At 58.1% G+C, this 26,791-nt stretch carries 24 protein-coding genes; 17 read left to right on the top strand and 7 right to left on the bottom strand.

Features of this window, described 5'->3' with window-relative positions; all coding sequences use genetic code 11:
* Positions 1-215 precede the first annotated feature (215 nt).
* From RBB82_RS04300 to RBB82_RS04285, 4 genes are all read left to right on the top strand, one after another.
* A complete protein-coding gene (locus RBB82_RS04300; RefSeq protein WP_433973887.1) occupies positions 216-1,283 on the top strand; it encodes a YncE family protein in 1,068 nt (355 codons plus the stop codon).
* 118 nt (positions 1,284-1,401) lie between these two features.
* On the top strand, positions 1,402-1,617 hold the full coding sequence (locus RBB82_RS04295) for a hypothetical protein (protein ID WP_433973886.1): 216 nt from the start codon (positions 1,402-1,404) through the stop codon (positions 1,615-1,617).
* A 94-nt stretch (positions 1,618-1,711) separates the two neighbouring features.
* Positions 1,712-2,920 (top strand): SH3 domain-containing protein, encoded by a 1,209-nt coding sequence (locus RBB82_RS04290; protein WP_433973885.1) that lies wholly within the window; start codon positions 1,712-1,714, stop codon positions 2,918-2,920.
* Between the two features lie 38 nt (positions 2,921-2,958).
* Positions 2,959-3,729 (top strand): phosphotransferase enzyme family protein, encoded by a 771-nt coding sequence (locus tag RBB82_RS04285; protein ID WP_433973884.1) that lies wholly within the window; start codon positions 2,959-2,961, stop codon positions 3,727-3,729.
* A gap of 207 nt (positions 3,730-3,936) precedes the next feature.
* Here RBB82_RS04285 and RBB82_RS04280 read toward each other — a convergent pair whose 3' ends face one another.
* Entirely contained in the window at positions 3,937-5,103 is a 1,167-nt protein-coding gene (locus RBB82_RS04280) for a DegT/DnrJ/EryC1/StrS family aminotransferase (protein WP_433973883.1), read from the bottom strand.
* Positions 5,104-5,357: 254 nt separating this feature from the next.
* On the opposite strand from RBB82_RS04280, the gene hfq reads away from it, so the two are divergent.
* The 11 genes from hfq to RBB82_RS04225 all read left to right on the top strand — a co-directional run bounded on the left by hfq (position 5,358) and on the right by RBB82_RS04225 (position 15,109).
* On the top strand, positions 5,358-5,675 hold the full coding sequence (gene hfq / locus RBB82_RS04275; protein ID WP_433973882.1) for an RNA chaperone Hfq: 318 nt from the start codon (positions 5,358-5,360) through the stop codon (positions 5,673-5,675).
* Positions 5,676-5,891: 216 nt separating this feature from the next.
* Positions 5,892-7,136 carry a GTPase HflX gene (hflX, locus tag RBB82_RS04270; protein ID WP_433975337.1) on the top strand — a complete coding sequence of 415 codons (1,245 nt, stop codon included), beginning with the start codon at positions 5,892-5,894 and terminating at the stop codon, positions 7,134-7,136.
* 382 nt (positions 7,137-7,518) lie between these two features.
* On the top strand, positions 7,519-7,986 hold the full coding sequence (locus RBB82_RS04265) for a hypothetical protein (RefSeq protein ID WP_433973880.1): 468 nt from the start codon (positions 7,519-7,521) through the stop codon (positions 7,984-7,986).
* Positions 7,983-8,708, top strand: a complete 726-nt coding sequence (locus tag RBB82_RS04260; RefSeq protein ID WP_433973878.1) for an ATPase — start codon at positions 7,983-7,985, stop codon at positions 8,706-8,708. Before RBB82_RS04265 ends, RBB82_RS04260 begins: the two co-directional genes overlap by 4 nt.
* On the top strand, positions 8,708-9,247 hold the full coding sequence (gene atpH, locus RBB82_RS04255; protein WP_433973877.1) for an ATP synthase F1 subunit delta: 540 nt from the start codon (positions 8,708-8,710) through the stop codon (positions 9,245-9,247). The genes RBB82_RS04260 and atpH overlap by 1 nt, the downstream gene beginning before the upstream one ends.
* Positions 9,248-9,310: 63 nt before the next feature.
* Positions 9,311-10,858 carry a F0F1 ATP synthase subunit alpha gene (atpA, locus tag RBB82_RS04250; protein ID WP_433973876.1) on the top strand — a complete coding sequence of 516 codons (1,548 nt, stop codon included), beginning with the start codon at positions 9,311-9,313 and terminating at the stop codon, positions 10,856-10,858.
* 3 nt (positions 10,859-10,861) lie between these two features.
* Complete coding sequence (locus RBB82_RS04245) at positions 10,862-11,953, top strand: F0F1 ATP synthase subunit gamma (RefSeq protein ID WP_433973875.1); 1,092 nt, start codon at positions 10,862-10,864, stop codon at positions 11,951-11,953.
* Positions 11,954-11,984: 31 nt separating this feature from the next.
* Positions 11,985-13,427: a F0F1 ATP synthase subunit beta gene (gene atpD, locus RBB82_RS04240; protein ID WP_433973874.1), complete on the top strand. Its 1,443-nt coding sequence runs from the start codon at positions 11,985-11,987 to the stop codon at positions 13,425-13,427.
* Between the two features lie 3 nt (positions 13,428-13,430).
* Positions 13,431-13,865, top strand: coding sequence for an ATP synthase F1 subunit epsilon (gene atpC, locus RBB82_RS04235; RefSeq protein WP_433973873.1), 435 nt, complete (start codon positions 13,431-13,433; stop codon positions 13,863-13,865).
* 402 nt (positions 13,866-14,267) lie between these two features.
* Positions 14,268-14,474, top strand: coding sequence for a hypothetical protein (locus RBB82_RS04230; RefSeq protein WP_433973872.1), 207 nt, complete (start codon positions 14,268-14,270; stop codon positions 14,472-14,474).
* 146 nt (positions 14,475-14,620) lie between these two features.
* A complete protein-coding gene (locus RBB82_RS04225) occupies positions 14,621-15,109 on the top strand; it encodes a hypothetical protein (RefSeq protein WP_433973871.1) in 489 nt (162 codons plus the stop codon).
* 68 nt (positions 15,110-15,177) lie between these two features.
* Here the strand turns inward: RBB82_RS04225 and aroE are convergent, their stop codons facing one another.
* A complete protein-coding gene (aroE, locus tag RBB82_RS04220) occupies positions 15,178-16,761 on the bottom strand; it encodes a shikimate dehydrogenase (RefSeq protein ID WP_433973870.1) in 1,584 nt (527 codons plus the stop codon).
* A gap of 316 nt (positions 16,762-17,077) precedes the next feature.
* On the opposite strand from aroE, the gene pgeF reads away from it, so the two are divergent.
* On the top strand, positions 17,078-17,941 hold the full coding sequence (gene pgeF, locus RBB82_RS04215) for a peptidoglycan editing factor PgeF (protein ID WP_433973869.1): 864 nt from the start codon (positions 17,078-17,080) through the stop codon (positions 17,939-17,941).
* Positions 17,942-18,140: 199 nt separating this feature from the next.
* Here pgeF and RBB82_RS04210 read toward each other — a convergent pair whose 3' ends face one another.
* The 3 genes from RBB82_RS04210 to RBB82_RS04200 form a co-directional block, all read right to left on the bottom strand.
* Positions 18,141-20,267 (bottom strand): prolyl oligopeptidase family serine peptidase, encoded by a 2,127-nt coding sequence (locus tag RBB82_RS04210; protein WP_433973868.1) that lies wholly within the window; start codon positions 20,265-20,267, stop codon positions 18,141-18,143.
* A gap of 353 nt (positions 20,268-20,620) precedes the next feature.
* Positions 20,621-22,363: a hypothetical protein gene (locus tag RBB82_RS04205; protein WP_433973867.1), complete on the bottom strand. Its 1,743-nt coding sequence runs from the start codon at positions 22,361-22,363 to the stop codon at positions 20,621-20,623.
* Positions 22,351-23,160 carry an ABC transporter ATP-binding protein gene (locus tag RBB82_RS04200; RefSeq protein WP_433973866.1) on the bottom strand — a complete coding sequence of 270 codons (810 nt, stop codon included), beginning with the start codon at positions 23,158-23,160 and terminating at the stop codon, positions 22,351-22,353. The genes RBB82_RS04205 and RBB82_RS04200 overlap by 13 nt, the downstream gene beginning before the upstream one ends.
* A 342-nt stretch (positions 23,161-23,502) precedes the next feature.
* Between RBB82_RS04200 and dxs the strand changes: the two genes are divergently transcribed.
* On the top strand, positions 23,503-25,395 hold the full coding sequence (gene dxs, locus RBB82_RS04195) for a 1-deoxy-D-xylulose-5-phosphate synthase (RefSeq protein WP_433973865.1): 1,893 nt from the start codon (positions 23,503-23,505) through the stop codon (positions 25,393-25,395).
* Between the two features lie 95 nt (positions 25,396-25,490).
* On the opposite strand, the gene RBB82_RS04190 is transcribed toward dxs, so the two are convergent.
* Complete coding sequence (locus RBB82_RS04190; protein ID WP_433973864.1) at positions 25,491-26,009, bottom strand: SRPBCC family protein; 519 nt, start codon at positions 26,007-26,009, stop codon at positions 25,491-25,493.
* Positions 26,010-26,141: 132 nt separating this feature from the next.
* Positions 26,142-26,696, bottom strand: coding sequence for a fasciclin domain-containing protein (locus tag RBB82_RS04185; protein WP_433973863.1), 555 nt, complete (start codon positions 26,694-26,696; stop codon positions 26,142-26,144).
* Between the last annotated feature and the right edge of the window lie 95 nt (positions 26,697-26,791).

The raw sequence follows: 26,791 nt of genomic DNA, 5'->3' as shown, positions 1-26,791 counted from the left end.
AATACGCCACGCGAATGTGCTGGATTGACGCGGGTTTTGATGGTTCTGGGGCTTGACAAGATTTTTAACGGAGATGGCGGCACTCTGGAGCGGCTCCACCGTTCTGAGGTTCTTCTCTCAGTTTCTGCTCACATGAGACGGCAGTCGATTTTTCAGCTCGCTTTTCACCACCTTGTTTCTCGTCTGCGTTGGGGGTTTGGAAGTAGGCTCAACGGATGAAGGTTTTCATTCGTTCTGCGGTCTCGATTAGCTATCTTTGCTTTGCCGGTTTCATGTATGGGCAAGGTGCGTCTTTGGGGTCGCTGCTCGTTCTCTCGAAGCGGGACCATACTTTGAGCATCGTTGATGTCTCGAGTTTGCGGGTCGTCGCCAAGGCGCCTGTCGGTGATGATCCACATGAGGTGATTGCTTCGGACGATGGGGCCGTCGCGTATGTCTCGAACTATGGCTTCGGTGCGTACAACACTCTTGCTGTCGTCAATCTGATCACTCAGAAGCCGGAATCATCGATTGACCTCGGTCCTCTGCATGGGCCGCACGGGCTCACGTTTGTTGGGGGCAAGACGTGGTTCACCGCGGAGGCTGCGAAGGCGATAGGACGCTACGATCCTGCTACTCACAAAGTGGATTGGATTCTTGGGACCGGACAGAATCGTACGCACATGATCTACGTTTCTGCGGATGGTCAACACATCGTCACTACGAATGTGAACTCGGGGACGGTCAGCATAATTGAACAAGAGCCGATTCATATGGGACCGCCCCCGGGAGTGCATCCGCCGCCGGGAGTTGCTGGAATGCCTCCACCTGCGCCACCCCGCGGTTCCATGCCCCGAACGGACTGGAATGAGACGGTGATCCGCGTTGGCAATGGTTCTGAGGGGTTCGATGTGTCTCCTAATAGGAAAGAGATCTGGGTTGCGAATGCTCAGGATGGCACAATCTCGATCATCGATTTTCATGAGAAGAAGGTGACGAAGACAGTTGCTGCGAATGTTCCGGGTGCGAACCGGCTGAAGTTCACGCCTGACGGAAGGCGTGTTCTGGTTTCAAGTGGGCCTGAGCTTGTAGTGCTTGATGCGAGTGGTCGCAAGGTGGTGAAGCGGATTGCGGTTGGTCATGGCTCTGCCGGGATTTTGGTGCAGCCGGATGGTGCTCGTGCGTTTGTTGCGTGTGGCCCGGATAACTATGTTGCGGTTGTCGATCTTCAGTCGCTTGAGGTGACGGGCCATATTCAGGCTGGGACTGAACCGGACGGTATGGCCTGGGCTGTCCGCCGGTGATAGCCAGAAAAGACAGGCAACGGCAAGGGCAAGAGCAACAGCAGATCCCTGCGGGATGACAACAAAAGGACAGGCAAGGACAAGAGCAACAGCAAGAGCAACAGCAGATCCCTGCGGGATGACAAACAAAAAGACAGGCAACGGCAAGAGCAACAGCAACAGCAACAGCAGATCCCTGCGGGATGACAACAAAAAGACAGGCAACGACAAGGGCAACAGCAACTACAACGGCAAGAGCAACCGCAGATCCCCTTCGGGGATGAGAATAAAAAAGGTGCTGGAGTTGATGCGGCGATTTACCGGATTGTGCGCCTTCGCCGTTAGTATGGGATGAGTAGCGTGTTTGTACGTGGAGTTTTTGGATCATCGTCTCTTCTTCTCGACAATTCGGTTTTGGATGGTTCGGTTCGCGAGTTTTTGGCTGCGCGGTGAGTGCGATCTTTGTGGTCGCCGGGGTGAGCGGCTGTTCGAAGTTGCGTCCTAAACCAGAGGCGCAGTATGTGTATGTGACGGCGAAGCAGACGTTTCTGCGGGACCGGGTGGCGGCGGTGTCGAACCGTACGGCGACGGTGGAGAATGGCGACCGGCTGGAGGTGCTCGACCATGGACGGCGGTTTGTGAAGGTGCAGACGGCCAAGGGCGAGCAGGGGTGGATCGACGAGAAGGTGGTTGCGACGCAAGATGTTTTTGATGAGTTTGAAAAGTTGAAGAAGGCGCATGCGGCCGATCCGGTGGTGGCGTCGGCGGTGGTGCGGGATGACGTTTATATGCACGCCACGCCGGGCCGCGATACGGAGCGGTTCTATCGGTTGGCGGAAGGGGAGAAGCTGAAGCTGCTGGGTCGGGCTACGCTGGCGAAGCCGGTTCCGCCGGGGACGCGGGTGGCTAAGGCTGCTGCTCCTGTTGCTGCTCCCGCCGTTCCCGCTTCTGGCGGTGCTGCTCCTGTTTCTGGTGCCGGGAAGAGTTCTAAGGCTGCTGCTCCGAGTGCGCCTGCTGCGCCGGAGGCACCGCCTGAGCCACCAGCGATGGAAGACTGGTGGCTGGTGCGCGATTCGAAGGGTGATACGGGTTGGTTGTTCAGCAGGATGATGGATGTGGACGCTCCGGATGCGATTACGCGTTACTCGGAGGGTCAGCGGATTGTGGGTTCGTATGTGTTGACGACGGTGAATGATCCTGAGGCGGAGCAGGATGAGAAGAACATTCCGATCTATGTGACGGTGCTGAGTCCGTACAAGGCGGGGCTGACGTATGACTTCGACCAGCTGCGCGTGTTTACGTGGAACGTGAAGAAGCATCGTTATGAGACGGGATTTCGCGACAGAAATATTGAAGGGTATCTGCCGGTTTCGGTGACGATGGCTACCGATCCTTATGGAAAGGGACCGGCTGCGAGTACGCCTGCGCCGACGTTTACGTATCGTGTGCTGGCGGATGATGCGGGGCCGGTGGTGCCTGATTCGGTGACGGGCGCGATTGTGCCGGGGAAGACGGTGTTGAAGACGTATCGGCTGGAGGGGAACCTGGTGAGGCGGGTGATCCAGCCGGGAACGTCGGCGCCTGGGGAGGCGCATCCTGCGCCGGTGTCGGATAAGAAGAAAAATGCGGCCGGTAAGGGTGGTAAGAAGAAGCGGTAGTCGCTGGATCTCGATGGAAGGCGTGCGTCGGAACTACGATGAGCGATTCGGAAGAGCGGCTTTACGGCGGCAATGTGGCGGATTCGGTGGTGCGCGTTGGGGCTACGGTGCGGAAGCCTGTGACTGTGGCGACGAGTAGCGTTGAAGCGTTTCTGGAACATCTTTTTGAGGTTGGGTTCAGCGGGGCTCCGCGTTCGCTTGGGTGCGATGAGAAGGGTCGGCATGTGTTGGAGTATGTGCCGGGGGCTACTGAGCAGCCTTTCTCGTATACGAATGATGAGCTGGCGCGGGTGGGGCGGCTGATTCGAGAGTTTCATGCGGCGGCGAAGAGTTTTGTTCCGCCGGAGGGGGCGCAGTGGCTGGTTGCGATTAAGCCTGATGCGGAGTCGATGATCTGCCATAACGATCTTGCGCCGTGGAACCTGGTGCGCGGTGGTGAGCGGTGGGTGTTTGTCGATTGGGATGGGAGTGGGCCGGGGTCGGTGCTGTGGGATGTGGCTTATGCGGCGCAGAGCTTTGTGCCGCTGATCCGTGGGGGAGAGCCTGCTGTGGATGCTTTGCGGTTGCGGGGCTTTGTGGATGGGTATGGGCTTGATCGTGCGCAGAGGGAGAGTCTGCCGGAGATAATGGCCGCTCGGACGAGGGCGATGTTTGAGTTGCTTGAGCGTGCGGCGATGACGGGGGAGCAGCCCTGGGCGCGGAATCACGCGGAGGGGGATGGCGGGCGCCATTGGAGGGAGGCTGCGGAGTATGTGGAGCGGCATCTTGAGGTTTGGAGATATGCGCTGCTTGTGGGATTTGTTGGGTGAGGGTGTTTGCGTTTTGATCTTCGGTTGGATTTGTTCTTTTTAAGAACAGGCAACGCAAGAGCAACAGCAACAGCAGATCCCTGCGGGATGACAACAAAAGGACAGGCAACGGCAAGAGCAACAGCGGATCCCTGCGGGATGACAACAAAAGAAGGGGTCACGGCCGTGGCAAAAGTGACAGCGGCGGGAGCAAGTGTGGCGACGTGGTCAGGCGTAGAAGGTGGAGATGGCGTCGACTACGGTTTGTTGTTCGTCTTCGCGTAGCTCGGGGTACATGGGGAGCGCGAGGACTTCTTGGGCGGCGATTTCGGAGATGGGGAAGTCGCCTTGTTTGTAGCCGAGGGTGGCCAGGCTGGTTTGGAGATGGAGCGGGAGTGGGTAATAGATCTCGCTGCCGATTTTTTGGTCGGAGAGGTATTGGCGGAGTGCGTCGCGGTGAGGGGTTCGGATGACGTACTGGTGGAAGACGTGGCCGGCGCGTGGGTCGGTGATGGGGAGGACGATGCCTTCTTTGATGGTGGCTGCGGTTAGGTTCGCTGCGTGGAAGAGCTGATCGTAGCGGGCGGCGTGGTCGCGGCGTTGTTGGTTCCATTTGGGGAGGTAGCGGAGTTTGACCTCGAGGACGGCGGCCTGGATGGAGTCGAGGCGTGAGTTCCAGCCGATCTCGTCGTGGTAGTAGCGGCGGCGCATGCCGTGGGCGCGGAGGACGCGGGCGTGGTCGTCGATTGCGGCGGAGGTGGTGGTGACGAGGCCGGCGTCGCCCATGGCGCTGAGATTTTTTGTGGGGTAGAAGCTGAAGGCGGCAGCGTCGCCGAGGGCGCCGGCGGGGATGTCGTTCCAAGTTGCTCCGAAGGCCTGGGCGGCGTCTTCGATGAGGACGAGGTTATGGTGCTGTTTGATGGCGGTGAAGGCGTCCCAGTCGGCGCACTGACCGTAGAGATGAACGGGGAGGATGGCTTTGACGTTGCGTCCGGCTGGGGATTGCAGGACTTCTTCGACTGCGGTCGCTGAGAGATTGAAGGTGGCGGGGTCGATGTCGGCGAGAAGTGGTGTGGCGCCGCAGCGAAGGATGGCGCTGACGGTTGCGAAGAAGCTGAAAGGAGTGGTGATGACGGCGTCGCCGGGGCCGATGTTGGCCGCTGCGAGTGCGAGCCAGATGGCGTCGGTGCCACTGGCGCAGCCGATGGCATGAGGTGCGGCGCAGGCGGTGGCTGCGGCGAGTTCGAAGCTGGTGACCTGAGGGCCGAGGATGAAGTGCTGCGAGGCGCAGACGGCTTCGATGGAGTCTAAGATCTCCTGCCGGAGGGTGGCGAACTGGCGGGAGAAATCGAGCATTGGGACGGGCTGCTGCGTACGGGTCGGCACATCTGTCATGGTATATCGCGCAGATACAACTGCGATAACGGCTGCTTTCTTTCATTCTTCGTTGCAATGCGTCTAAGGAAGTATTGCGTTCGTCGATAGAATATGGCTGGACGAGTTGATTATTGACGTGGATGCTCGTATTGTTGACTGTCTTGGCTTCAGACTTGGCATTGCGGCGCGCTAAGCATTCTTCTGAAGCTGATGGGTCACGGAAAACCTCATCGCAGGACGAACTTAGATTTTAGATAAAGGAGATCGGCACCATGGAATCAAAGCCGGCACAGAACATTCAGGATACTTTTCTCAACACTGTGCGAAAAGACAAGAGTCCGATCACGATCTACCTTGTCAGCGGCGTAAAGCTGACGGGAAAGATTCGGTCGTTCGATAAATACTCGGTGCTGCTGGAGAACAACAGCCAGGAGCAGCTGATCTTTAAGCATGCGATCTCGACGGTGGTGAGTGGGCGAGCCGGAGCGCATGGCGATGTGCGGAGCGACGTGAAGCCAGAGGTTCGGGCGACGGTGGGCTCTGCTGCCGGTGTGCCTGCGCAAGAGGCGACTGGGACGCAAGGCCGTTAGCCGTTGATATCAGAAGATCCGAAGATCGGTGGAGCAAAGTCCTTACGCCGCAGCCTGGTTGAAGCCCAGGAGGCGGCGTCACGTGTTGCCCATAAGGGTGGATCTGCCCATGCGGAGCGTGCGGTGCTGGTTGCGGTGGAGTTTACCGGAGAGCGGCGCAAGTTGACTGCGGCCGCAAGGCTGGCGAGGACTGCTGCGGCAGTCTCTGCCGGGACGATGCTTGATGCTCATGACGAGAATCTCGCGCCGAAGGTGGCCGCCGATCTGGACTTCGATGCTTCGCTTGCGGAGTTTGAAGAGCTTGCACGGAGCGCCGGGGCGGAGGTTGCGGCGACGCTGATTCAGCGGCGGCCAAAGCCTGATCCTGCGACGCTGGTTGGACAGGGCAAGCTGGAGGAGATCGAGGGTGTGATCGCCTCGACAGGAGCCGATCTGGTGCTGTTTGACCACGATTTGACGCCGTCGCAGCTGCGAAACCTGGAGGGGAAGCTGCCTTGCCGGGTGATCGACCGGACGCAGCTGATTCTGGATATCTTTGCACGACATGCTCGGACCAGGGAGGGCCAGCTGCAGGTGGAGCTGGCGCAGCTGGAGTATCAGTTGCCGCGGCTTGCGGGGCGTGGAAAGGCAATGTCTCAGCTGGGCGGTGGTATCGGGACGCGTGGGCCTGGTGAGACGCAGTTGGAGACGGATCGCCGGAAGATTAATCTGCGCATCGATCATGTGAAGGAGCAGTTGGAGTCGGTGCGGCGGATTCGGCGGCAGCAACGGCAGCGGAGAGAGGCTGTGCCGGTGCCGGTGGTTGCGCTGGTGGGCTATACGAATGCCGGGAAGAGCACGTTGTTCAATGCGCTGACTGAGGCGGGGGTGCTGGAGTCGTCGCGGATGTTTGCGACGCTCGATCCGAAGCTGCGGCAACTGACGCTGCCATCGCGGAGAAAGATTTTGTTGTCGGATACGGTGGGGTTTATTCGGAATCTACCGCATACGCTGGTTACTAGCTTTCGCGCGACGCTGGAAGAGGTGGAGCGGGCAGAGCTGTTGCTGCACATTCGAGATGCTTCGAGTGCGATGGTGGATGAGCAGAAGGCGCAGGTGGAGAAGGTGCTGGCGGAGCTGGATGTCTCCGGGAAACCGGTGATTGAGGTGTTGAACAAGATCGATCTGGTGGCGGTTGGCGAAGAGATGCCGATGGGTGCGCCGGGGAGCATCGCGGTTTCGGGTTTGAAGAAGCTGGGGCTGGATCATCTGCTGAACGCGATCGATGCTGCGCTGGTGGTGGATCCGCTGATTGAGATGCAGTTTCGTCTGCCTCAGTCGGAGGGTGCTGTGCTGGCGGCGCTGGAGGCTGGGGCGATTGTGGATGGAAAGCGGTTTGAGGGAAACCTCGCGTATGTGACGGCGCGTGGGCCGGCGTCGCTGTTGAACCGGTTTCGGCGGTTTCGCGAACGGGCTGAATAAGGATGAAGAAGGGCCGTTAACTAGCATAGGCCGCCTGAAGGGGAGCGGAGGTGGTGTCCCCAATCACGCGACCTATGTGACCCAGAGTTTAGGGTCCAGGTGGTGAATTAAGCATAGACCTTTAGTTGCAGATGTCAAAGGGTAAGTTCGATGGCTAAGTTCGCTCAGGTCAGTGAGAAGGGCGGGTTTAGCGGTCCGTGCGAATATCGCCATTTGTGAGCGATATTCAACCATGCGTTTGTTGACACTCCTGTTAGCGCTTTGCTAAAACTAGGTGTACCTCGAACTATCACGTAGCGTCTGAGCCAGCATTTTCTGGCCAGAGTTGCGGTGTGAGACAGCTGACGACAGGACTTCCAAGCGGCCCCGGCCGACCCCATTCATGGATCAGATACTGAATCAACTCGGTGGACTTGTGCTCGGCTCCGTGCCGACGATGGTCTTTTTTATTTTGCTGGTGACAGCGTATGGATTCCTTGTCCGCAGGCCATTGGATCGTGTGCTGGCTGAACGGCGTGCACGCACCTCGGGCGCTATTGAACAGGCCAAGCGTGCGATTGCCGCGGCTGAGGCGGAGACCGCTAGGTATGAAGAGAAGCTGCGCAAAGCCAAGGCTGAGATCTTCCAGCTGCGCGACCAGAGGATGAAGCAGTGGAATGCCGAGCGGGAAGCGGCTCTGGGACTGGTTCGCCAGCATACGCAGGACCGGGTTCGTGGTGCGAAGCAGGAGATCGAGCAGAGCGCACACGAGGCGCGGCTCCAGATCGCAGGCATGAGCGACGAGCTGAGTTCGAAGATTCTCAATGCAGTGTTACCGGCCGACGTTCGTGCGACGGAGGTTGTGCGGTGAAGATTTCATCTGTGAAGCGGTTTCTCCCTGTGGTGATGTTTGCGGCGTTGTTGATTGTTCCGGTGCGCTCACTGAGGGCGCAGGATACAGGGTCTGCTGATCCCAGCATTGCAAGGCAGAGCACGCCTGAAGCGCAGTCTCCGGCGAAGGAGAAGCAGGAAGTCGACGAGAACGACCAGTATCTGCACTCTGACACCGTGCGTGGGCTCGGGGCGAAGATTGGTTTGAATGCGGAGCAGGCGGCTACCGCCTTTACGGTTCTGAACTTTGTAGTTTTGGCGGCATTGTTGGGGTGGTTCCTGGTAAGGACTTTGCCCAAGAAGTTCCGCGATCGCAGCACAGAGATTCAGAAACAGCTTGTGGATGCGCGCACGGCGACCGAAGAGGCCAGTGCGCGGTTGAACAGCGTGGAAGATCGTTTGAGCAAGCTGGACGGTCAGATTGCTGCGATGCGGGCCCAGGCTGAGAAGGACTCCGCGCACGATGAGGAGCGCATCAAGGCCAGCGTAGAAGATGAGAAACAGAAGATTCTTGCGGCGGCGGAGCAGGAGATTACGGCTGCGACCGCTTTAGCGCAGCGGCAGCTTCAGCAGTACGCTGCAGAATTGGCGATTGAGCAGGCTGCACGCAAACTGGTGGTGACTGCAGAGACAGACCGGTTGCTGGTGCAGAGCTTTGCGCAGCGGCTGATCGGTGACGATTCGAAGAAAGGGCAAAACTAATGTCCGTCCTTTCGTTGCGGTATGCTCATGCGTTTGCCGCGGTGGCTTCGGCCGCCCATCTGGATGTTGCGGCGGCGCAGCAGCAGTTGGCTGATTTCAGCGGAACGTTCGCTGGGAGCCAGCAGTTGCGTGAAATTTTGATGAATCCTTCGATTGCGAACGAGCAGAAGTTGAAGGTGCTTGATGCGATCGCTGGACGTATCGGGATGTTTCCGCAGGTGCGGAACTTTCTTGCGGTCATCATGGATCATCAGCGGCTTGATGAGTTGAATGAGATTCTGGATGAGTACCACCTTGTTGCTGATGAGCAATCTAATCTGGCTGAGGCGGAGATTACCAGTGCGCGTCCGCTGAATGAGCAGGATCGCGTGGAGCTTGAGGCGCAGGTGGCGAAGCTGGCTGGGGGACGCGTTCGCGTGACCTATGGTCAGGATGCAACGTTGTTGGGTGGCGCGGTGGTGCGGATCGGATCGACGGTGTATGACGGGTCCATTCGAGCGCAGTTGCAACAGCTGAAGCAGAAGTTAGTGAACGCGTAGATTTTGTGCCGGCGACGGCTCTAAGTTTTTTCAGATTTGACACGAAGCGAGTAGAAGGAAGACATGGCACAGATCAAGGCGGATGAGATAACGGAGCTGCTTCGCCAGCAGATTGAGAACTTCGAGCAGCGCATCCAGGTGGATGAGGTTGGAACGGTCATCTCGCTGGGCGATGGTATTGCGCGTGTCCACGGGTTGGACAAGGTAATGGCCGGCGAGTTGATTGAGTTTCCGCATGGCGTTGCGGGTCTCGCGATGAACCTGGATGAAGATCAGGTGGGCGCGGTGTTGCTCGGCGACTATACGGAGATCAGCGAAGGCGATCAGGTGAAGCGTACTGGCCGGATCATGTCCGTGCCGGTGGGCGAGGCTTTGATCGGCCGCGTGGTGAATGCGCTTGGTCAGCCTATCGATGACAAGGGACCGATCAATACGGACAAGTATCTGCCGGTGGAGCGGCTTGCTCCTGGTGTAATCGATCGGCAGTCGGTGCGTGAGCCGATGGCGACTGGTATCAAGGCTATCGACACGATGATTCCGATTGGCCGTGGCCAGCGCGAGTTGCTGATCGGCGACCGCCAGACCGGTAAGACTGCTATTGCGCTCGATACAATCATCAACTCGGCGAAGAACAACCTGATCTGCATTTACTGCGCGGTTGGACAGAAGCGCTCATCGGTGGCCCAGGTGGTGCAGACGCTTGAAGAGCACGGCGCGATGGCATACACGATTGTTGTCGCTGCGACGGCTTCTGAGCCGGCACCGATGCAGTACCTTGCTCCATTTGCCGCGACGGCGATGGGTGAGTACTTCCGCGATAACGGCAAGCATGCGCTCGTGATCTACGATGACCTTTCGAAGCATGCTGCAAGCTATCGCGAGATTTCGCTGCTGCTGCGTCGTCCTCCTGGGCGTGAAGCGTATCCGGGCGACGTGTTTTATCTGCACTCGCGTCTGCTGGAGCGCTCGTCAAAGGTTTCGGACAAGCTGGGTGGGGGATCTTTGACGGCTCTGCCGATTATTGAGACGCAGGCTGGCGACGTGTCGGCTTACATTCCGACGAACGTGATTTCGATCACCGATGGACAGATCTTCCTTGAGACGGACTTGTTCAACTCGGGTGTGCGTCCTGCTGTGAACGTCGGTCTGTCGGTGTCGCGTGTCGGCTTCTCTGCTGCAATCAAGGCTACCAAGCAGGTGGGCGCGACGTTGAAACTGGATCTGGCACAATATCGCGAGCTGGCAGCGTTCTCGCAGTTCGGTTCGGACCTGGATAAGGTGACACAGCAGCAGCTCAACCGTGGACAGCGTCTGACAGAGCTGCTGAAGCAGCCGCAGTTCCAGCCGCTTACCGCGGAGAAGCAGGTTGCGATTCTGTTCGCCGGTGTGAACGGGCTTCTGGATGATGTGGAAGTGAGCGATCTGCGGGCGTTTGAGGATGGATTCTATCCGTACCTCGAATCGGCACAGGCTTCGATTCTGACTGACATCGCTACCAAGAAGGCTCTCGACGACGACCTGCGGGCTCGTCTGACCTCGGCGATCAAAGAGTATAAGGCGATCTTCCTGGCGGATCGCAAGGACAAGAAAGAGACGGCTGCGGCTAAGTAAACCATGGCAAACGTACTCGATTTACGGCGTCGCATCCGCAGTGTGAAGAACACGCGGCAGATCACGAAGGCCATGAAGATGGTTTCGGCGGCTAAGCTGCGCCGGGCTCAGGAGCGGGCCTTGCGGGCCAGGCCCTACGCACAGATGCTGACGAATCTCCTCGAATCGCTCGTCCGCCGCACAGACGCGTATAACGATCAGACCGGCGAAATCCTTCACCCACTGTTCGAGGAGCGCGAGGAGAAGAACGTCCTCGTCGTCTTCGTCGCGGGCGACAAGGGCTTCGCGGGGGCGTTCAACTCGAACATCATCAAGGCCGGCCAGGCTTTCATCGGTGTTCGGATCGAGCAGGGAAAGACAGTCGACATGGAGCTCATCGGCCGCAAGGCCGTCGCGCACGTGGGTAAGAGGTTCCCCATGGCCGTCTACGAGAAGAAGACTGAGCACTATGACAACGATCTGGCGACGCACCATGAGATTCTGCGTCACCGTTCGCAGCCTATTGAGGTCGCCGCGACCCACGCGGATCTCCTCCATAGCCTCGATTTCGACAGAGTCAGCGACATCGCCCGCTCCATCATCGATCGCTACTCGCGCAAGGAGATCGACTCGGTCTATCTGGTCTACAACGAGTTCAAATCGGTCATCGCGCAACGCGTCGTTGTAGAAAAGCTCTTGCCTATCCGTAAGCTCGGCTCGCACGAGATCAGCGCAGCCGAGGAGATGGCCGAAGAGCAGAGGGAAGCAGTAGCGCACGCGGCAGCGTCCTCTGGCATCAGCGCCAACGTGCCGGAGGAGTCGGTCATCGAATCGGAAGCGAAGAAGTTCGGTACCGCTGACGTCGACTACATCTTCGATCAGTCGCCGGAGCGGTTATTTCGTCATCTCATGCCGCGCTACATCACGACGCAGCTCTTCCATGCGTTTCTGGAGAGCGTCGCTGCAGAGCATGCAGCGCGTATGACCGCGATGGATTCGGCGACAACCAACGCTGGAGAGATGATCGACGCGCTCTCGCTCCAGATGAACCGCGTGCGGCAGGCAGCAATTACGAAGGAAATTATTGAGATTGTGAGCGGTGCGGCCGCCCTGTAAGTACGGGAAGCTGCAATAACGAAAGAGACCTATGGCAGAGAATATTGGAAGAGTAATTTCGATCAGCGGACCGGCCGTTGATATTCAATTCGAAGAGTCGCATATGCCGGCTATCTTTCAGGCGATTCGCATCGTCAGCGAAGGCTTCGTAGTTCCGGCCCCGCTCGATGTGATCGTTGAGGTGCAACAGCACCTTGGCGAAGGCCGCGTGCGCTGCATCGCGATGGTTGCGACCGAGGGCATGGTTCGAGGAATGAAGGCGATCGACACGGGCTCGGGCATCATGGTGCCGGTGGGCCGCGAGACGCTTGGCCGCGTGCTGAATGTGCTTGGCGAACCAGTGGACGAGCTTGGGCCGGTCAATGCGAAGGTGCATTTGCCGATTCACCGGCAGGCTCCGGCGTTCGATGAGCAGTCGACCAGCGAAGAGATGTTCGAGACCGGTATCAAGGTCATCGACCTGATCCAGCCGTTCTTGAAGGGCGGAAAGATCGGTCTGTTTGGTGGTGCGGGTGTGGGCAAGACCGTCATCATTCAGGAGCTGATCAACAACGTTGCCAGCCAGCACGGAGGATTTTCTGTGTTCGCCGGTGTCGGTGAGCGCACCCGTGAGGGTAACGACCTCTGGATGGAGTTTCAGGAGTCCGGCGTTATCGATTTGAAGGATCTGCCGAAGAGCAAAGCGACGCTTGTGTATGGACAGATGACCGAGCCGCCAGGGGCGCGTCTTCGCGTGGCGCTGACCGGCCTTACGGTTGCGGAACACTTCCGCGACGAAGAGGGTGCGGACACGCTGCTCTTCATCGACAACATCTTCCGGTTTACGCAGGCTGGTTCTGAGGTTTCGACGCTGCTTGGCCGTATGCCTTCGGCCGTGGGTTATCAGCCGAACCTTGCGACCGAGATGGGTGAGTTGCAGGAGCGCATTACTTCGACGAAGAAGGGTTCGATCACCTCGGTGCAGGCTGTGTATGTGCCTGCCGACGACTTGACTGACCCGGCTCCGGCGACGACCTTTGCTCACCTCGACGCAACCACTGTGTTGTCGCGTCCGCTGTCTGAGCTTGGTATCTATCCGGCTGTCGATCCGCTGGCTTCGACGTCGCGTATTCTCTCACCTCGCGTGGTTGGTCAGGAGCACTATGACGTGGCGCAGGGCGTGAAGAAGATTCTGCAGCGCTACAAGGACCTGCAGGACATCATCGCGATTCTCGGTATCGACGAACTCTCGGAAGAGGACAAGATCACAGTGGCGCGTGCGCGTAAGGTGCAGCGGTTCCTGTCGCAGCCGTTCCATGTGGCCGAGATCTTTACCGGTATTCCCGGCGCTTATGTCAAAGTTGCTGATACTGTTCGGAGCTTCAAGGAGATCATCGAGGGCAAGCATGATGATATTCCGGAGCAGGCCTTCTATCTGAAGGGCGGCATTGAAGAGGTAAAGGCTGCCGCAGAGAAGATGAAGCAGACGGCATAAACCATGGCAGAGACGACAAGCAATTCGGGGTTGTTAGCGGTTCGGCTGGTTACGCCGGATCGCGTTCTGCTGGATGCGACGGCGGAGGCGGTGGAGTTGCCGTCGATGTCGGGCTATCTGGAGGCGCTGTATGGTGCTGCGCCGCTGCTCGCGGAGCTTGGTGCGGGCGAGGTGCGGTTGCATGGCGGCAGCTCGGGCGAGCAGAAGTTTTTTGTAGCCTGGGGATTTGTGGAAGTGCTGCCGGAGCGGGTGACGATCCTGGCGGAGACTGCGATGCATCCGAATGAGATCGACCGCGCGGAGGCCCAGAAGGAGCTTCAGGAGGGCGACAAGCTCTGGCATGAGGCCGGCGACGATGGCGAGAAGTATGACGAGGCCAATGCCATCACACGCGAGGCCGAGGAGAAGATTGCTTCCGCCGAAGGAAAGAGCAGCTAAGCTTTCCATCCAATAAAACTAAAGAAGCCGCCTTGCAGAGGGCGGCTTTTGTATTTTATTTGCGAAGTTTCATTGACCTGTCGCTCGGCCCCGTGGCGGCCCTGACTAATAGGAAGATGTAATTGTGAACGCGAAGATGCAGGTGCTATTGTCACCGTCAGATTCGACATTTCTCCCGAATATTGTCGAAACATAGCAACTGTAAAAGTGATACGACGGACGACGAAACTTTAATCGAACTTAGTGGATCATATGCCATAACAAGGCGGCAAGAAGTCGAAGTACTTTGCAACTTGCTGCCTTTGAGGCGAATGTTGAACGACGTTAGAACGCCCACCACCTGATGAGCAAGGGCGATCGAGCAGTTGAATTATCGCTAGCTTAATCAGGAGGAATGACAGGATGCGTTCTGAATTGGTCTTTAGGGCACTGGAACAAGAGTCGAACCGCTATCAACTGGTGCAGCAGGTTGCCAAGGGAACCCGCAGGCTGCACAGGCCAAACACGCGGGTGCAGGAGACGATGAACGTGGTTCTCGAGCATTTCACCACTCCGGCTTTGACCAGCGAAAGAGTGATCTACGAGCAAGAAGAGATGCGCGCTGCCTGAGGAATGCTGGATTGAGCCAGTGGATTGCCCTGCAACAGATTGATCGAAAAGGCTCATCACCAGTCTGAGTCAACAAGAGTTACTTGATGAGACCGTCGCAATTCGGCCTCAAAACCGGTTCGCTTCGGACCGGCCAGGAGAATTATATGACCACCTCATTTGCTTCATCGATCAAGACATCACGAACCAATCCCGCGTGGTACTTGTTGTTTTTGGAACATCTGGATGAGTTTGCAACGCTGGCGTGGTACCTGGTGGCTGACAATCAACTCGTTGAGGAGACGATCTTGCGTACGATGGCCCTGCTGGATACGATGCCCTTCGACGCTGCGACGCCGCAGCTCGCCTATACCCATGCGCGAGAGACGCTGATTACCGAAGCTATCGCCGGACTGGGGCTGGGGTATAAGAGCAGGCAGGAGAGCAAGGTGTTTGAGCCGGCTACTCTTGGCGAGCTTCCCGATCTTCCGCGACTGGCTTTTATGCTGAAGCTGGTTTTGCGTTCGTCGGAGGCGGAGGTAGCGAAATTTCTTGATATCACTCCGTCGAAGGTGCGTGAACTGGTGCAGCATGCGATCGACCGGCTGAGTCTGCAGGCGCCTCTTTCCGTGCTGACGGGGTGTTATGACGCGTGAGGGCAGTCTGACGGTTTAAACGAAAGAACCCGGATTGCTCCGGGTTCTTTGTTGTGAATGACCGCTTGCTACGAGGCTTTTTTCGTTTTGGTTGCAGGCGCTGGGGCCTCGGTCGCGGACTCGGCCTGCTGGCGCAGGGAGTGGATCACGACTCGCAGCATCTCTTCTTCGGGAGCTGGTTTTCCGGTCCAGATCTCGAACTGGCGGGCGCCCTGCTGGACGAACATCTCTATGCCGGTGATGATGGGGATGCTCTGCTGACGGGCGAGACGGAGCAGTGGAGTTTCGAGGGGGTTGTAGACCAGATCGAAGACCAGCTTGGTGTTGAGGTCCTTGGCTTCGAGTAGCGGTGCGCCCTTGATGCCGGCCATGCCGATGGGAGTCGCGTTGATTACGACGTCGAACGGCGTCTTGGCGAGTGCGTCCTTCTTGATGGTCTTCGAGCCGGACTGCTTGGCGAGCTTTTGGGCCGTTTCTGCGGTGCGGTTGAGGATGAAGACGTCGGCTCCCTTGTCGCGCAAACCGAAGACCGCAGCACGGGCGGCGCCTCCGGCACCGAGGACAAGGGCTTTGGCGCCACGGAGCGACATGCGCTTTTCGAGTGGGCCGGTGATTCCGGCTACGTCGGTGTTGAAGCCGTAGAGCTTGCCGTCCTGCGCGCGAAGAACCGTGTTGCAGGCGCCGATCTTGGCCGAGAGGGGGTCGGTTTTCTCGAGATGCGCCATGATCTCCTGCTTAAGCGGCATGGTGACGCTGAGGCCCTGGATGGGGATCTCGTTGACGAGCTTAAGGAGGTCGGAGAGCTTGGTGGCCTGGAGCGCGAGGTAGACGGCGTTGACGGTCTCGCGGCGGAAGGCGGTGTTCATCATGATGGGCGAGAGCGAACTGCGGATGGGGTTGCCGGCGACTCCGTAGACCTTGGTGGCGGCGTCTACCTGATCAATGCGGTAGGTTTCGATGAGTGTGCGGGCTGCGATCTGGCCAGGGCCAGTCTCTTCGCCGGCTGTTGCAGCGGCGAAGGTAAAGGCGCTGCCGGCGCGCAGGCCGAGGACGCGCGAGATGATGCCGGCGTCGCCCATACAGATGCCGACGATGTTGGAGTGATCGTCCATGCGTTCGATGAAGCGCATGAGGGTGACGTTGTCGGTAAGAGTCTTGGCGGTGGGGACGATTTTGATGAAGTCTGGATGGAAGGGCTCGATGCGCTTGTAGATGCCGTCGAGATCTTTGGTTGCGGAGAAGTCGTGGTGGCTGATGATGAGGGCCACGCCGGTGTCGCGGAGCTTTTGGAGCTCGCCCTTCTTGAGGCTCTCGGCGGACTCGAGTTCAAGGTCGACGATGTGAAAGCCGGAGGTTGCGGCTTTGGAGAGGATCTCCATCTCGGCGGCGAGGTTGCCGGCAAACTTGCCACCGTTGGCTGCGCGTCGGCAGGTCGCGATGGCGGTGACGGCGGTGTTTTCGCTCAGGAAATGCTTCAGCTTCGGCAGTGCGAGAAGGGGCTTTTCGAGGTAGTCGAGCCGGAACTCGAGGAAGGGCGTCTCTTTGACGACGGCGGTAGCTTTTTCAAGCATCTCGGCAGGGGTTGCGCCGATGATGGCGACACATACTTTGCCGATACGGGAACGAAGAAATTGGGGGCTTACGCTGGGCACATTCACTCTCATGTCTACAATCGCGGTATATTACAGACCCACGGGGAAGGATGCAAATTTTCGTTGAAAGAAAAGGAGGTTAAAAGCTGACCCTCGCACTGCAAATCGGAACACGTCTCTTGGATGCTTGAAACTCGGCATTAGTACCTAGATGTAGACGGTGTATGTATCAGAATGTTACAAAGTCGCACCGCGAAGTGGTTTGGATGACACTGGTCGATGCCAGTGATGGCCTAGAATTGTGATCGACAGGCCCGCGTTAGGATACAACAAAGTTGGTGGACGGCGCAGGCGCATTCAAAATGAGGGAGTTACCGTGGGTGACGAGGTCGCAGTGGTGCGGGTTCCGGGGTGGCAGCGGTTTGGGTGGCTGAGGCATGGGTTCAGTACGAGAGCCGGAGGGGTTTCGACTGTTTATGGGGAACCGTCGCTGAATCTGGGGTGGACGAAGGACGATGAGGCCGCTTTGGTTGCGGAGAATCGACGGCGGTTTGTGAACGCGATCGGTGGGGAGGATCGGTTGAAGCTGGTTGGTCTTCGGCAGGTTCATTCCGATACCGTTTGGATGGTAGGGGATGGGGATGGAGCTCTCCAAGGGAGATTGGAGACTGCAGAGGGGAAGGCCGTGCTGGAAGGCGATGGGCTGATAACCGATGTTGCCGGGGTGTTGATAGGGGTCGGGACTGCGGATTGCGTTCCGGTGCTGGTGGTGGATGGGAAGAAGAAGGTGGTGGCGGCGTTTCATGCGGGCTGGAGAGGGACTGCGGCAGGAATCGTCGAGGTGGGGATCGCGAGGATGGTGAATGAGTACGGGTCGCGAGTGGAGGATCTGGAGGCGGCGGTGGGGCCGAGCATTGGGGCTTGCTGCTACGCAGTGGGGAACGAGGTGCACAAGGCGTTTGGAGCGCGGTTTGGTTATGCGGAGGAGCTTTTTCGGGTGGGGGATGAGGAGGATTCAGCGAAGTGGTATCTGGACCTTTGGGAGGCGAATCTTCGACAGTTGCTGCATGCTGGGCTTAAGGAAGAACAGATTACCGTGATCGGCGAATGTACCGCTTGTGCGCAGGATGAGAGCGGGGCGATGAAGTACTTTTCGCATCGGGGGGAGATGGGTGTGGCGGGAAGGATGTTGAGTGTGGTGGGAGTAATCCCCGCAACCACACAGGCCCACGCCCAATGAGACATCGGGAGAAGAGCGGTTCGCGCGTGGCGCGAATAACCCACCCTTCGCGATGAGACTGCGAAGGATGGGCCACCCTGTCGGAGTTGTAGAGGAGTGCAGTAACGATGCTCGGATGGTGCCCGCGTTAAGTGGAAAGAGTCAGAAGCGCTTGTTGCGCTTCTGACTCTTCAGTTTGTGGTTGGCGTTGGTTGCTTGGTTAGTCCATGAGCTTTCGCGTCAGGTAGGTGTATTGTTCGGCGCGGGTGTTGGCTTGCTCCTTGAGATTGGCTCCGGCTGCGTGACCGCCTTCGATGATCTCGTCGTAGTAGAAGGGCTTGTGGAACTCCTCGAGTTTGGCGGCGAACTTACGAGCGTGAACGGGACCGACGCGGTCATCTTTCGTGGTGGTGAAGATGAGCGGCTCGGGGTAGTTGGTGTCGGGGTTGAGCTGGTTGTAGGGCGAGATGGAGGCGAGGAACTTGCGCTCGTCGGGGTTGGTGATGGTGCCGTATTCGCCGACCCATGAGGCGCCGGCGGCGATGTGTTCGTAGCCGAGCATGTCGAGTAGAGGGACCTGAATGACTACGGCGTTCCACATCTCGGGGTGTTGTGTGAACTCGACGCCCATGAGGAGGCCACCGTTGGAGCCGCCGACGATACCGAGGCGGCGAGGCGAGGTCATTTTGCGGGTGACGAGGTCCTGCCCGACGGAAGCGAAGTCGTCGTAGATGCGCTGGCGATGAGTTTTGAGGCCGGCCTCGTGCCATGCTGGGCCGAACTCGCCGCCGCCGCGAATGTTGGCCATGACGTAGATGCCGCCGCGCTCGAGCCAGAGCTTGCCGAGGACGCCGGAGTAGACGGGGGTTTCGGAGACCTGGAAGCCGCCGTAGGCGCCCATGAGCGTGGGGTTGGAGCCGTCGTACTTGATGTCTTTATGGCGAACGACGAAGTAAGGGACCTTGGTTCCGTCTTTGGAGGTGGCCTGCAGTTGCTCGACGATCAGGTTCGAGGCGTCGAACTGAGCTGGGAGAGTCTTGGCAGGTTTGAGAGTTGCAGTGGCTGCGTCGCCGAGGAGGAGCGAGGACGGTGTGAGGAAGCCGGTGGTTTCGAGGAAGAACTGGTTGCTGGAGTTGTCCGTTGTTGCAATCTCCACGCTGAGATTGTCGGGGATGTCGATCTTCTTGCGCGTCCAGTCCTTCTTTGCGTCGCGTGTATAGACGTAGGCGCGGCCCTGCACGTGGTCAAGCGTGGTGAGGAGGAGGTGATCTTTGGTGATGGAGGCTTCTTGCGCGAACTCCTCGGTTGTGGGCGTGAAGATGATAGTGGGCTTGAGATGAACCTGATCCTTTCGGACAGCTTCGAGGTCAAGCGAGACGACCGAGCCCTGGGGAAGGGTCGTGGATGAGCCTTCCGGCTTCCAGTCTTCGTTGAGGGTGAGAATGATCTGGCCGTCGAGCAGGCCGTTGATCTCAGACTTGGTTGGGGTGGAGATTTTTTTCGGGCCGTCGGGGGTGTCGAGTGCAACCTCGCGCTCGAAGAAGTTGACTCCTCGCGTGAAGAGGATGGCGTGATGACCCTTACTATCGTGGAGAGAGCTCGCGTCGGCGCTGACGTCGGCTTCGGTGCCACGATAGACCTCTTTGGCCTGGTCGAGTGGCTGGCCGCGCTTCCAGAGTTTGACGACGAAGGGGTAGCCGGACTGCGTCAGGGTGCCGGGACCCCAGTCGCGTGAGACGAGGAGAGTGTCCTTGTCGACCCAGGTGACCTCCTGTTTCGATTTCGGGAGGACAAAGCCGCCTTCAACGAAGTTGCCGGTCTTCAGATCGAACTCGCGGAGGGTTTCTGCGTCTTCGCCTCCGGCAGAGAGGGCGACGAGGCAGAGGCTATTGCCGGGATAGAGGCAGCGGAGGCCCTTCTGGACCCACTTTTCGTTATCTTTCGCTGCGAGGGCGTCGTAGTCGATGACGGTGTGCCAGTCCGGTTGCGCGGTGAGGTAGCTGGCCATCGATGTCTTGCGAAGGATGCCGCGTACGTGCTGCGCGTCTTGCCAGGTGTTGTAGATCTCGCCGACGACAAGGTTGGGAGTGGGGAGACGGGTTGGGGATTCGAGAACTTTGAGCGCCGTTTCGGAGAGCACCGCGAAGCGCGGATCGGCCTGGAGGACCTTGGCTGAGCGCTCGTTTTCCGCGTTGACCCAGGCCATGGATTTTTCGCCTGAGACATCTTCGAGCCATACATACTTATCAGGTTGTTCAGTGGAGTTCTGGGCTCTGGCGTGTACGCCAAGTGTTGTGGCTATTGCGAATGCTGTCAGGAGTGCGGTGTTACGGCTGCGAGGCTGCATCTGTCTTCCCCTTTGTGGAACTGCGTCGTGTGGAGGCTCTGCATACATTGGACGTGGGTCCGTACGGGTTTGTCTGCGAAGGTAGCCAGTGTAACTCAGAGCTGGCGAGGGTTTGTCATGTCCGGATATGGGTGGTTTCGGCAGCTTCGGTTGTGCGTGGACTGCGATGGCGAAGAGGTGGTGACAGAGGCAAGAACAAATGCGGGGGGCTCTCGACTGCGACTCACGGTGAGACTGTGAGTCGCTTTGGTCGAGATGACGAGTGCCTGGGTGGGTCGAGGGACAGCAGATCCCTACGGGATGACAACAAAAAGGCAAGCAACGGCAATAACAACGGCTGGAGAGAGACGGCTCTAAGTTTTGCAGAGTTCTTCGGAGAGCTCTTCGCGGTGGCTGAGGGCGATTGTGTCGAGGCGGTTCAGGATCTGGATGTAGAAGACAAATGCGGCGGTGGCCAAGGCTAGGAAGATCGGAACTAAAAGCCACGGACGATTGAGGTGGCTTGTCAGGAGTACGCCGCCGTAGCCGACTCCAAAGCAGGCAATGACGATACCCATGGCAATGAGTGCACTGAGCTGTGAGGTTTGTTTGCGATTGATCTTCGAGAGGTCGATTTTCTTTGGGGCGGCGAGGGAGCGGAGATTGCCGACTGCTCCGTTGGTGAAGGTGGCAAAGACGAGCCAGCAGATGGTTGCGAGCGTGATCAGGAGGGAGGGTGGATGGCTGACGAAGCTGATGACGACGAAGATCAGGACAAGCTCGATGAGGTTGAGAAGGAAGCCTACGAGGTTTTTGGCGAGGAAGACAGTGCGTAGGCGGATTGGGGTGAGGAAGTAGAGTTGAATGCCGGGGCCATCCATCCCGAGGCAGTTGTAGGAGAGGATTGAGACGCCGAGGATGGAGTATGCGACGGCAGCGGGGAAGACGTAAGCTCCGAAACGGTCGCTGCTGCCGATGCGGCTGGCGAAGAGGAAGACCATGAAGATGGGTGCGAAGAAGCCGTAGAGTTGATTGGTGTTGCGGCGGACGTAGAGGAGTTCTTTTTGCAGGCAGGCGATGATGGTGGGGCTTAGGCCGTAGGTGTTGGTCGTTGCTGCTGATTGCGCGAGTGTCGATTGGGTTGATGAGCCCGCGATGGATGCTGGGCGAGATGGTTGAGGCTGTTTGGTTAGTTCACTGAGGTTCTCTCCTCGGAACTCGCGGTGCATGCGCCAGGCGTAGATGGTGAGGAAGAGGCAGGCGAAGGCGATGAGGCCGAAGAGCGACGCGAAGGAGGGTAAGTACTCAGCGCGGTCAAAGCTGGCGATGGAGGTTGCGGTTAGTCCGGGTGGCAGCAGCGCTCCGATTGGTTGGATGTGATGGAAGACTTTGAGTAGGAATGGGAGATGATTTGCGTGGTGGCGGCTTTGCTGAAAGCCGGGGTTGTAGTTCAGGTTGATGTACTGGAATGCAAGAGACGCGAAGAGGATGAAGGCAGTAAGAAGTTCGCGGGCGCGGCGGGTGGAGAGCCAGCGGTCGACCCACGCGAGCACCATTCGGGTGAAGAAGATGTTTGCTAGGGCGAAGGTTGCGAAGAGGAGTGTTGACCAGGGGAGTAGCGACGGTTTTGCGATGCCTATGCCAATGTCTGCGGCGATGAGGGCGATTGTGCCGATGACGTTTGAGGCAGAGAGCAGGCCGAAGAAGAGGCGGGCGATGAGGTAACGGGGAAAGTTGAGGGGGAAGCGGATGATGGTGTTGATGTCGAAGCTGAGGTTAGGTGGTGCGATGTTGAGGACGACGAGCTGCCAGAGGGCGAAGATGCTCCATGTGAGGATGGGGAGCTTGGCGAGGTTGCCGGATGTGACGAGATAGTAGCCGCCCAGGCCAGCGCCGACGATGGGGCCGATCGCGATGGCTGCGATGAAGGGGAAAAAGATGATGCGGGCAACGAGTTCACCGGCTCCGCCTTTGCGACGGAAGGCGTTGCGAAAGATGCACCAGCGGAGTTGAGCGAGGGCGGTGAACTGGGCGCGACTTTGATTGGCGGTCCAGGGTTGGACGTGGGGAGCTGCGTTTGTAGGCAGTGGAGGCGGGGGTGGGGTTAGCCCAGCCATGAGAGCTCCTGCTCGGGGTGGACGGCGTTTGGGTCGCTGCCCACGATGCTGAGGAAGATCTGTTCGAGCGTGAGGGTTTGGTTGGCAATGCTTCCGTTGTCTGCGGGATTGCGGGCCTGGACACCGGCACGAAGCTCTTCGAGGGATCCGTTGGCGATGAGGTGGCCGCGGTCGATGATGGCGATGTGGGTGCAGAGGCGCTCGACGATTTCGAGGACGTGTGAGGTGAGGAAGATAGTGGCGCCGCGGGCGATCATGCCCTGGAGCATGGCTTTGAGTGTGCCGGAGGCGATGGCGTCGACGCCTTCGAAGGGCTCGTCGAGGAATAGGATTCTGGGGCCGTGGATGACGGCGGCGGCGAGGGCGAGTTTTTTCTGCATGCCGTGGGAGAAGTCGGTGATGAGCTTGCGGGTCTCTCCGGCGAGGCCCATGAAGTCGAGGAGTTCGGTGGTGCGGGTTGCGGTGGTTGCGCTGTCGAGGCCGTACATGCGGCCTACGAAGCGGAGGTACTCGGCGGCGGTGAGACGGCCGAAGAGTGCAAGGCCTTCCGGGACGACGCCGATCTGTCGCTTAACTTCGATGGGGTTGGAGATAGCGTCGAGGCCGAGGATCTGGATGGAGCCAGAGGTGGGGGCGAGGAGGCCGGTGAGCATCTTGATAGTGGTGGACTTGCCTGCGCCGTTGGGGCCCAGGAAACCGAAGAACTGACCCGAGGCGACGGTGAGGTTAACGTCTTGAACGGCGGTGAATTCACCGAAACGGCGGGTGAGGCCTGTCGTGGAAACGGCGGGAACCATGTGAGGGAAGGATACCTCAGAGGAGAAATTCGGCTGGAGCTATGTCTGATAGTCCTAGAGATGTTGAAAATGTGTTGATTTCTCAGATGAATTCTCTTCATCTGCTTTTTTGATGAGAGAAAGTCTTTTCTTTAGTGCTTTTATTCAATGGAAGATGAGAGATTTAGAGAGATCTGGTAAGGTCTGTGGGAACGTCTAACGAGTGTGGCTTGGATAAGCAACAATGGATGGCTTTGAGGGTTGATATACTTAAGAGCTACCTCATTCAGCCGGGTTCAGGATGTGGTACGCGTTTGGCGCAGGACGCTACGCTCGGTAAGCGAGACTGCAGAACAGGTTTTGATGAGCAACATTCTTGAGACGATCAACTCTCCCGCCGATGTGAAGAAGCTGACGATTCCTGAGCTGACGCAACTGGCAGAGGAGATACGGGCGCGGCTGATTGTCGGAGTCTCGAAGACGGGCGGACATATCGGGCCAAATCTTGGCGTCGTCGAACTGACTCTGGCGATGCACTATGTGTTCGATACACCGACGGATAGTTTTGTTTTTGATGTGAGCCACCAGGCTTATGTGCATAAACTTCTGACTGGGCGAGAGAAGCTGTTTCATACGATTCGGCAGCCAGGTGGACTGAATGGGTTTATGCTGCGCACCGAGAGCGAGCATGACAGCTACGGCGCGGGGCACGCTGGAACGGCGCTGAGCGCTGCGCTGGGGATGGCGGTAGCGCGGGATATGTCGGGTGGAAAGGAACATATTGTTGCGCTGGCGGGTGACGCTGCGTTTACGAACGGGATCTCTTTTGAAGCGTTGAACAATATTGCTGCGCAGACGAAGCGCCTGATTGTTGTGTTGAACGACAATGCCTGGTCGATTGATAAGAACGTCGGTGCAATTGCGGAGTACTTCCACAAGATTGTGACGAATCCGACGGTTTCGAGCCTGCATGACAAGGCGGCGGATCTGTTGGAGCGGTTTGGCGGCAAGACGGCGCGGCATGTGGTGCGTAAGGCAGAAGAGGCCGCGAAGGGTTTGATTGGGCCGGGCATGTTGTTTGAGGAGTTTGGGCTGAGCTACTTCGGACCGCTCGATGGACACAATCTTCCTTTGCTGATTGAGACTTTCAAGTATCTGAAGCAGCAGAATCGGCCGGTTGTGCTGCATGCGATTACTCAGAAGGGCAGAGGCTTTCAGCCGGCGATTGAGAAGCAGAAGAAGTTTCATGGGCTGGGGCCGTATGACGCGCAGACTGGAGAGACAAAGGCTGCAGGGCAGAAGACCTACTCAGAGATATTTGCTGAGTCGTTGACCAAGCTGGCAACCGCGAACGACAAGGTAGTGGCGATTACGGCGGCGATGCCGAATGGGACTGCTCTCGATCTGTTCAGACCGCATCATCCGAAACGGTATTTTGATGTAGGGATTGCTGAGGAGCATGCGGTGATCTTTGCCGCTGGCATGGCGACCAAGGGGTATAAGCCATTCTGTGCGATCTATTCGACGTTCCTGCAGCGTGCGTTCGATCAGATTGTGCATGATGTGTGTCTGCAGAATCTGCCGGTGGTGTTCTGCATGGATCGCGGTGGTCTGAGTGGCGATGATGGACCGACGCATCATGGGTTGTTCGATATCAGCTATCTGCGGAGCGTGCCGAATCTCGTTCATATGGTGCCGAAGGATGAGGACGAACTCGCAGACATGATGTACACCGCGATGCTGCATGAAGGGCCAAGTGCAATTCGTTACCCTCGCGGCACTGGGCCTGGGGTTGCAGTGAAGGAACAGCCGGTGGCGCTTGAGATCGGGAAGGCTGAGGTGATTCGCGACGGTGCGGAGGTTGCGATCTTCGGTCTGGGCGCGATGCTGCCAGAGGCTGAACGTCTCGCGGAGCTGCTGCGCGGAGAAGGTTTTTCGGCGGCGGTGATCAATCCACGATTTGCAAAGCCGGTTGATCGTGAGTGTGTGGCTAACTTCGGTAGTCGATGCGGTTTGGTGGTGACGCTTGAAGACCATGTGCTGGCAGGTGGATTCGGTTCAGCGGTGATGGAGGTGCTGAACGATCTTGAGCTGCAGGTGCCGGTGGTGCGGGTGGGTTGGCCGGATGCGTTTATCGAGCATGGCAAGGTTGAGTCGCTGCGAGAGAAGTATGGTTTGACGGCGGAGGCTGCTCTGGAGAAGGCGCGGCCTTACCTGGCGAAGATGATGGACCATGTGCTGGCGAAGCACTCCTGAGAGAGCTCTGAAAGATGTGTGAAAGGAGGCCGCTGATGCGGTCTCCTTTTTGTCTTAGGACGATGGTGTCGAAACAGAATTGATTTGACGCGCTATCACGGAGTCTTGCGAGAAAGCAGTTCGTCCGTGCGCTTATGACGGTAGGCAAAGGTGTTGCGGAGTTGTCCTGTAACGAGTGGGTTCGCTAGCTCGCCTAGTTTGCCGAGAGGCAGTTCGTATTCAACTTCGTCGCGGAGCAGAGTTCCGGAGATGTGGGTGCGAGTTTCCGAGCGAAGGCTGTGGCAGTGGTGCCAGTACGTGAATGGGCCGCGGAGTTGATGGTCGCAGAAGTGATCGTTCCAGACGAACTCTGTGATTTCGGCTACCCACGAAACGCGTAGGGGAGCGTAGGGAAAGGGTTTGAAGCTGAGGGTAATGCGCGATCCTGGGCCTGCAACGGTGCCTTTGATGCGAGAGCCGACTCGGAGTTCTGGAGCTGTCAAAGCAGCCTCTTCGATGCGGGCCTTCTGCCAGGGAGGCATGAGTCGCGGCAGATTTTCGGGGTTGGAGAAGAAGGTAAAGACGAGGTCGACTGAATAGGGAAGCCAATGCTCGGAGTGGTAGGTGTGGCGCATAGGCTGGCTTGGTTATAACGGGTCGCCCGAAAAACTACGAGTCCCGAGTCATTTTTAGTTGCGTTTGCTTGGTTATGAAAAAAGCGGCGCCTCGTGATGAGGCGCCAATGGCAATGCACGGAGGAACACTTTTTAGTTGGGCATGAGAACGGTGTCGATGACATGAATGACACCGTTGGACTGGAAGACATCTGCTGTGGTGACGGTGGCCGTACCGCCCTTGGCATCAGTCAAAATGATCTTGCCGCCGGACGTCGTTGCGATGAGATCTTCTCCTTGTACGGTCTTGAGTGTGGCCTTGCCGCCGCCCTTCATGATCATCTTCTCGAGCTCTTTTGCACTGACCTTGCCGGAGACGACATGGTAGGTGAGGATCTTGACGAGCGTGTCTTTGTTTTCGGGTTTGACGAGGGTTTCGACGGTGCCTGCGGGGAGTTTCGCGAAGGCGTCATCGGTTGGGGCGAAGACGGTGAAGGGGCCAGGGCTGTTGAGGGTGTCGACCAGGCCGGCAGCTTTGACGGCAGCGACGAGGGTCTTGTGGATGGGTGAGTTGGCTGCGTTCTCGACGATGGTCTTGTTGGCGTACATGGCGGCGCCACCTACGTCTGGATCTTTCTGGGCGTGGGCGTTCAGTGAGGTGATGGCCAGAGCGGCCACTGCAAGTGCTGCGAGGAAAGTCTTCTTCATTGTGGTTATCCTTTTGTTATTCACGATTTCTAGAAGCTTGTTCCCTGCAGGGGCACTCATAAGCATCTACGTCCGCTCGCGCGAACTGGATTCTG

Origin of the sequence: Tunturiibacter lichenicola (assembly GCF_051013355.1) — a bacterium.
Lineage (GTDB): Bacteria > Acidobacteriota > Terriglobia > Terriglobales > Acidobacteriaceae > Edaphobacter > Edaphobacter lichenicola_F.
This window is presented reverse-complemented; position numbering and strand designations above follow the sequence as displayed.

Bases quoted from the DNA above. Each gene is read 5' to 3' on its own strand.
- RBB82_RS04300 (WP_433973887.1), top strand. From the start codon at position 216: ATGAAGGTTTTCATTCGTTCTGCGGTCTCGATTAGCTATCTTTGCTTT.
- RBB82_RS04295 (WP_433973886.1), top strand. From the start codon at position 1,402: ATGACAAACAAAAAGACAGGCAACGGCAAGAGCAACAGCAACAGCAAC.
- RBB82_RS04285 (WP_433973884.1), top strand. From the start codon at position 2,959: ATGAGCGATTCGGAAGAGCGGCTTTACGGCGGCAATGTGGCGGATTCG.
- RBB82_RS04280 (WP_433973883.1), bottom strand. From the start codon at position 5,103: ATGACAGATGTGCCGACCCGTACGCAGCAGCCCGTCCCAATGCTCGAT.
- hfq (WP_433973882.1), top strand. From the start codon at position 5,358: ATGGAATCAAAGCCGGCACAGAACATTCAGGATACTTTTCTCAACACT.
- hflX (WP_433975337.1), top strand. From the start codon at position 5,892: ATGCTTGATGCTCATGACGAGAATCTCGCGCCGAAGGTGGCCGCCGAT.
- RBB82_RS04265 (WP_433973880.1), top strand. From the start codon at position 7,519: ATGGATCAGATACTGAATCAACTCGGTGGACTTGTGCTCGGCTCCGTG.
- atpH (WP_433973877.1), top strand. From the start codon at position 8,708: ATGTCCGTCCTTTCGTTGCGGTATGCTCATGCGTTTGCCGCGGTGGCT.
- atpA (WP_433973876.1), top strand. From the start codon at position 9,311: ATGGCACAGATCAAGGCGGATGAGATAACGGAGCTGCTTCGCCAGCAG.
- RBB82_RS04245 (WP_433973875.1), top strand. From the start codon at position 10,862: ATGGCAAACGTACTCGATTTACGGCGTCGCATCCGCAGTGTGAAGAAC.
- atpD (WP_433973874.1), top strand. From the start codon at position 11,985: ATGGCAGAGAATATTGGAAGAGTAATTTCGATCAGCGGACCGGCCGTT.
- atpC (WP_433973873.1), top strand. From the start codon at position 13,431: ATGGCAGAGACGACAAGCAATTCGGGGTTGTTAGCGGTTCGGCTGGTT.
- RBB82_RS04230 (WP_433973872.1), top strand. From the start codon at position 14,268: ATGCGTTCTGAATTGGTCTTTAGGGCACTGGAACAAGAGTCGAACCGC.
- RBB82_RS04225 (WP_433973871.1), top strand. From the start codon at position 14,621: ATGACCACCTCATTTGCTTCATCGATCAAGACATCACGAACCAATCCC.
- RBB82_RS04210 (WP_433973868.1), bottom strand. From the start codon at position 20,267: ATGCAGCCTCGCAGCCGTAACACCGCACTCCTGACAGCATTCGCAATA.
- RBB82_RS04205 (WP_433973867.1), bottom strand. From the start codon at position 22,363: ATGGCTGGGCTAACCCCACCCCCGCCTCCACTGCCTACAAACGCAGCT.
- RBB82_RS04200 (WP_433973866.1), bottom strand. From the start codon at position 23,160: ATGGTTCCCGCCGTTTCCACGACAGGCCTCACCCGCCGTTTCGGTGAA.
- dxs (WP_433973865.1), top strand. From the start codon at position 23,503: ATGAGCAACATTCTTGAGACGATCAACTCTCCCGCCGATGTGAAGAAG.
- RBB82_RS04190 (WP_433973864.1), bottom strand. From the start codon at position 26,009: ATGCGCCACACCTACCACTCCGAGCATTGGCTTCCCTATTCAGTCGAC.
- RBB82_RS04185 (WP_433973863.1), bottom strand. From the start codon at position 26,696: ATGAAGAAGACTTTCCTCGCAGCACTTGCAGTGGCCGCTCTGGCCATC.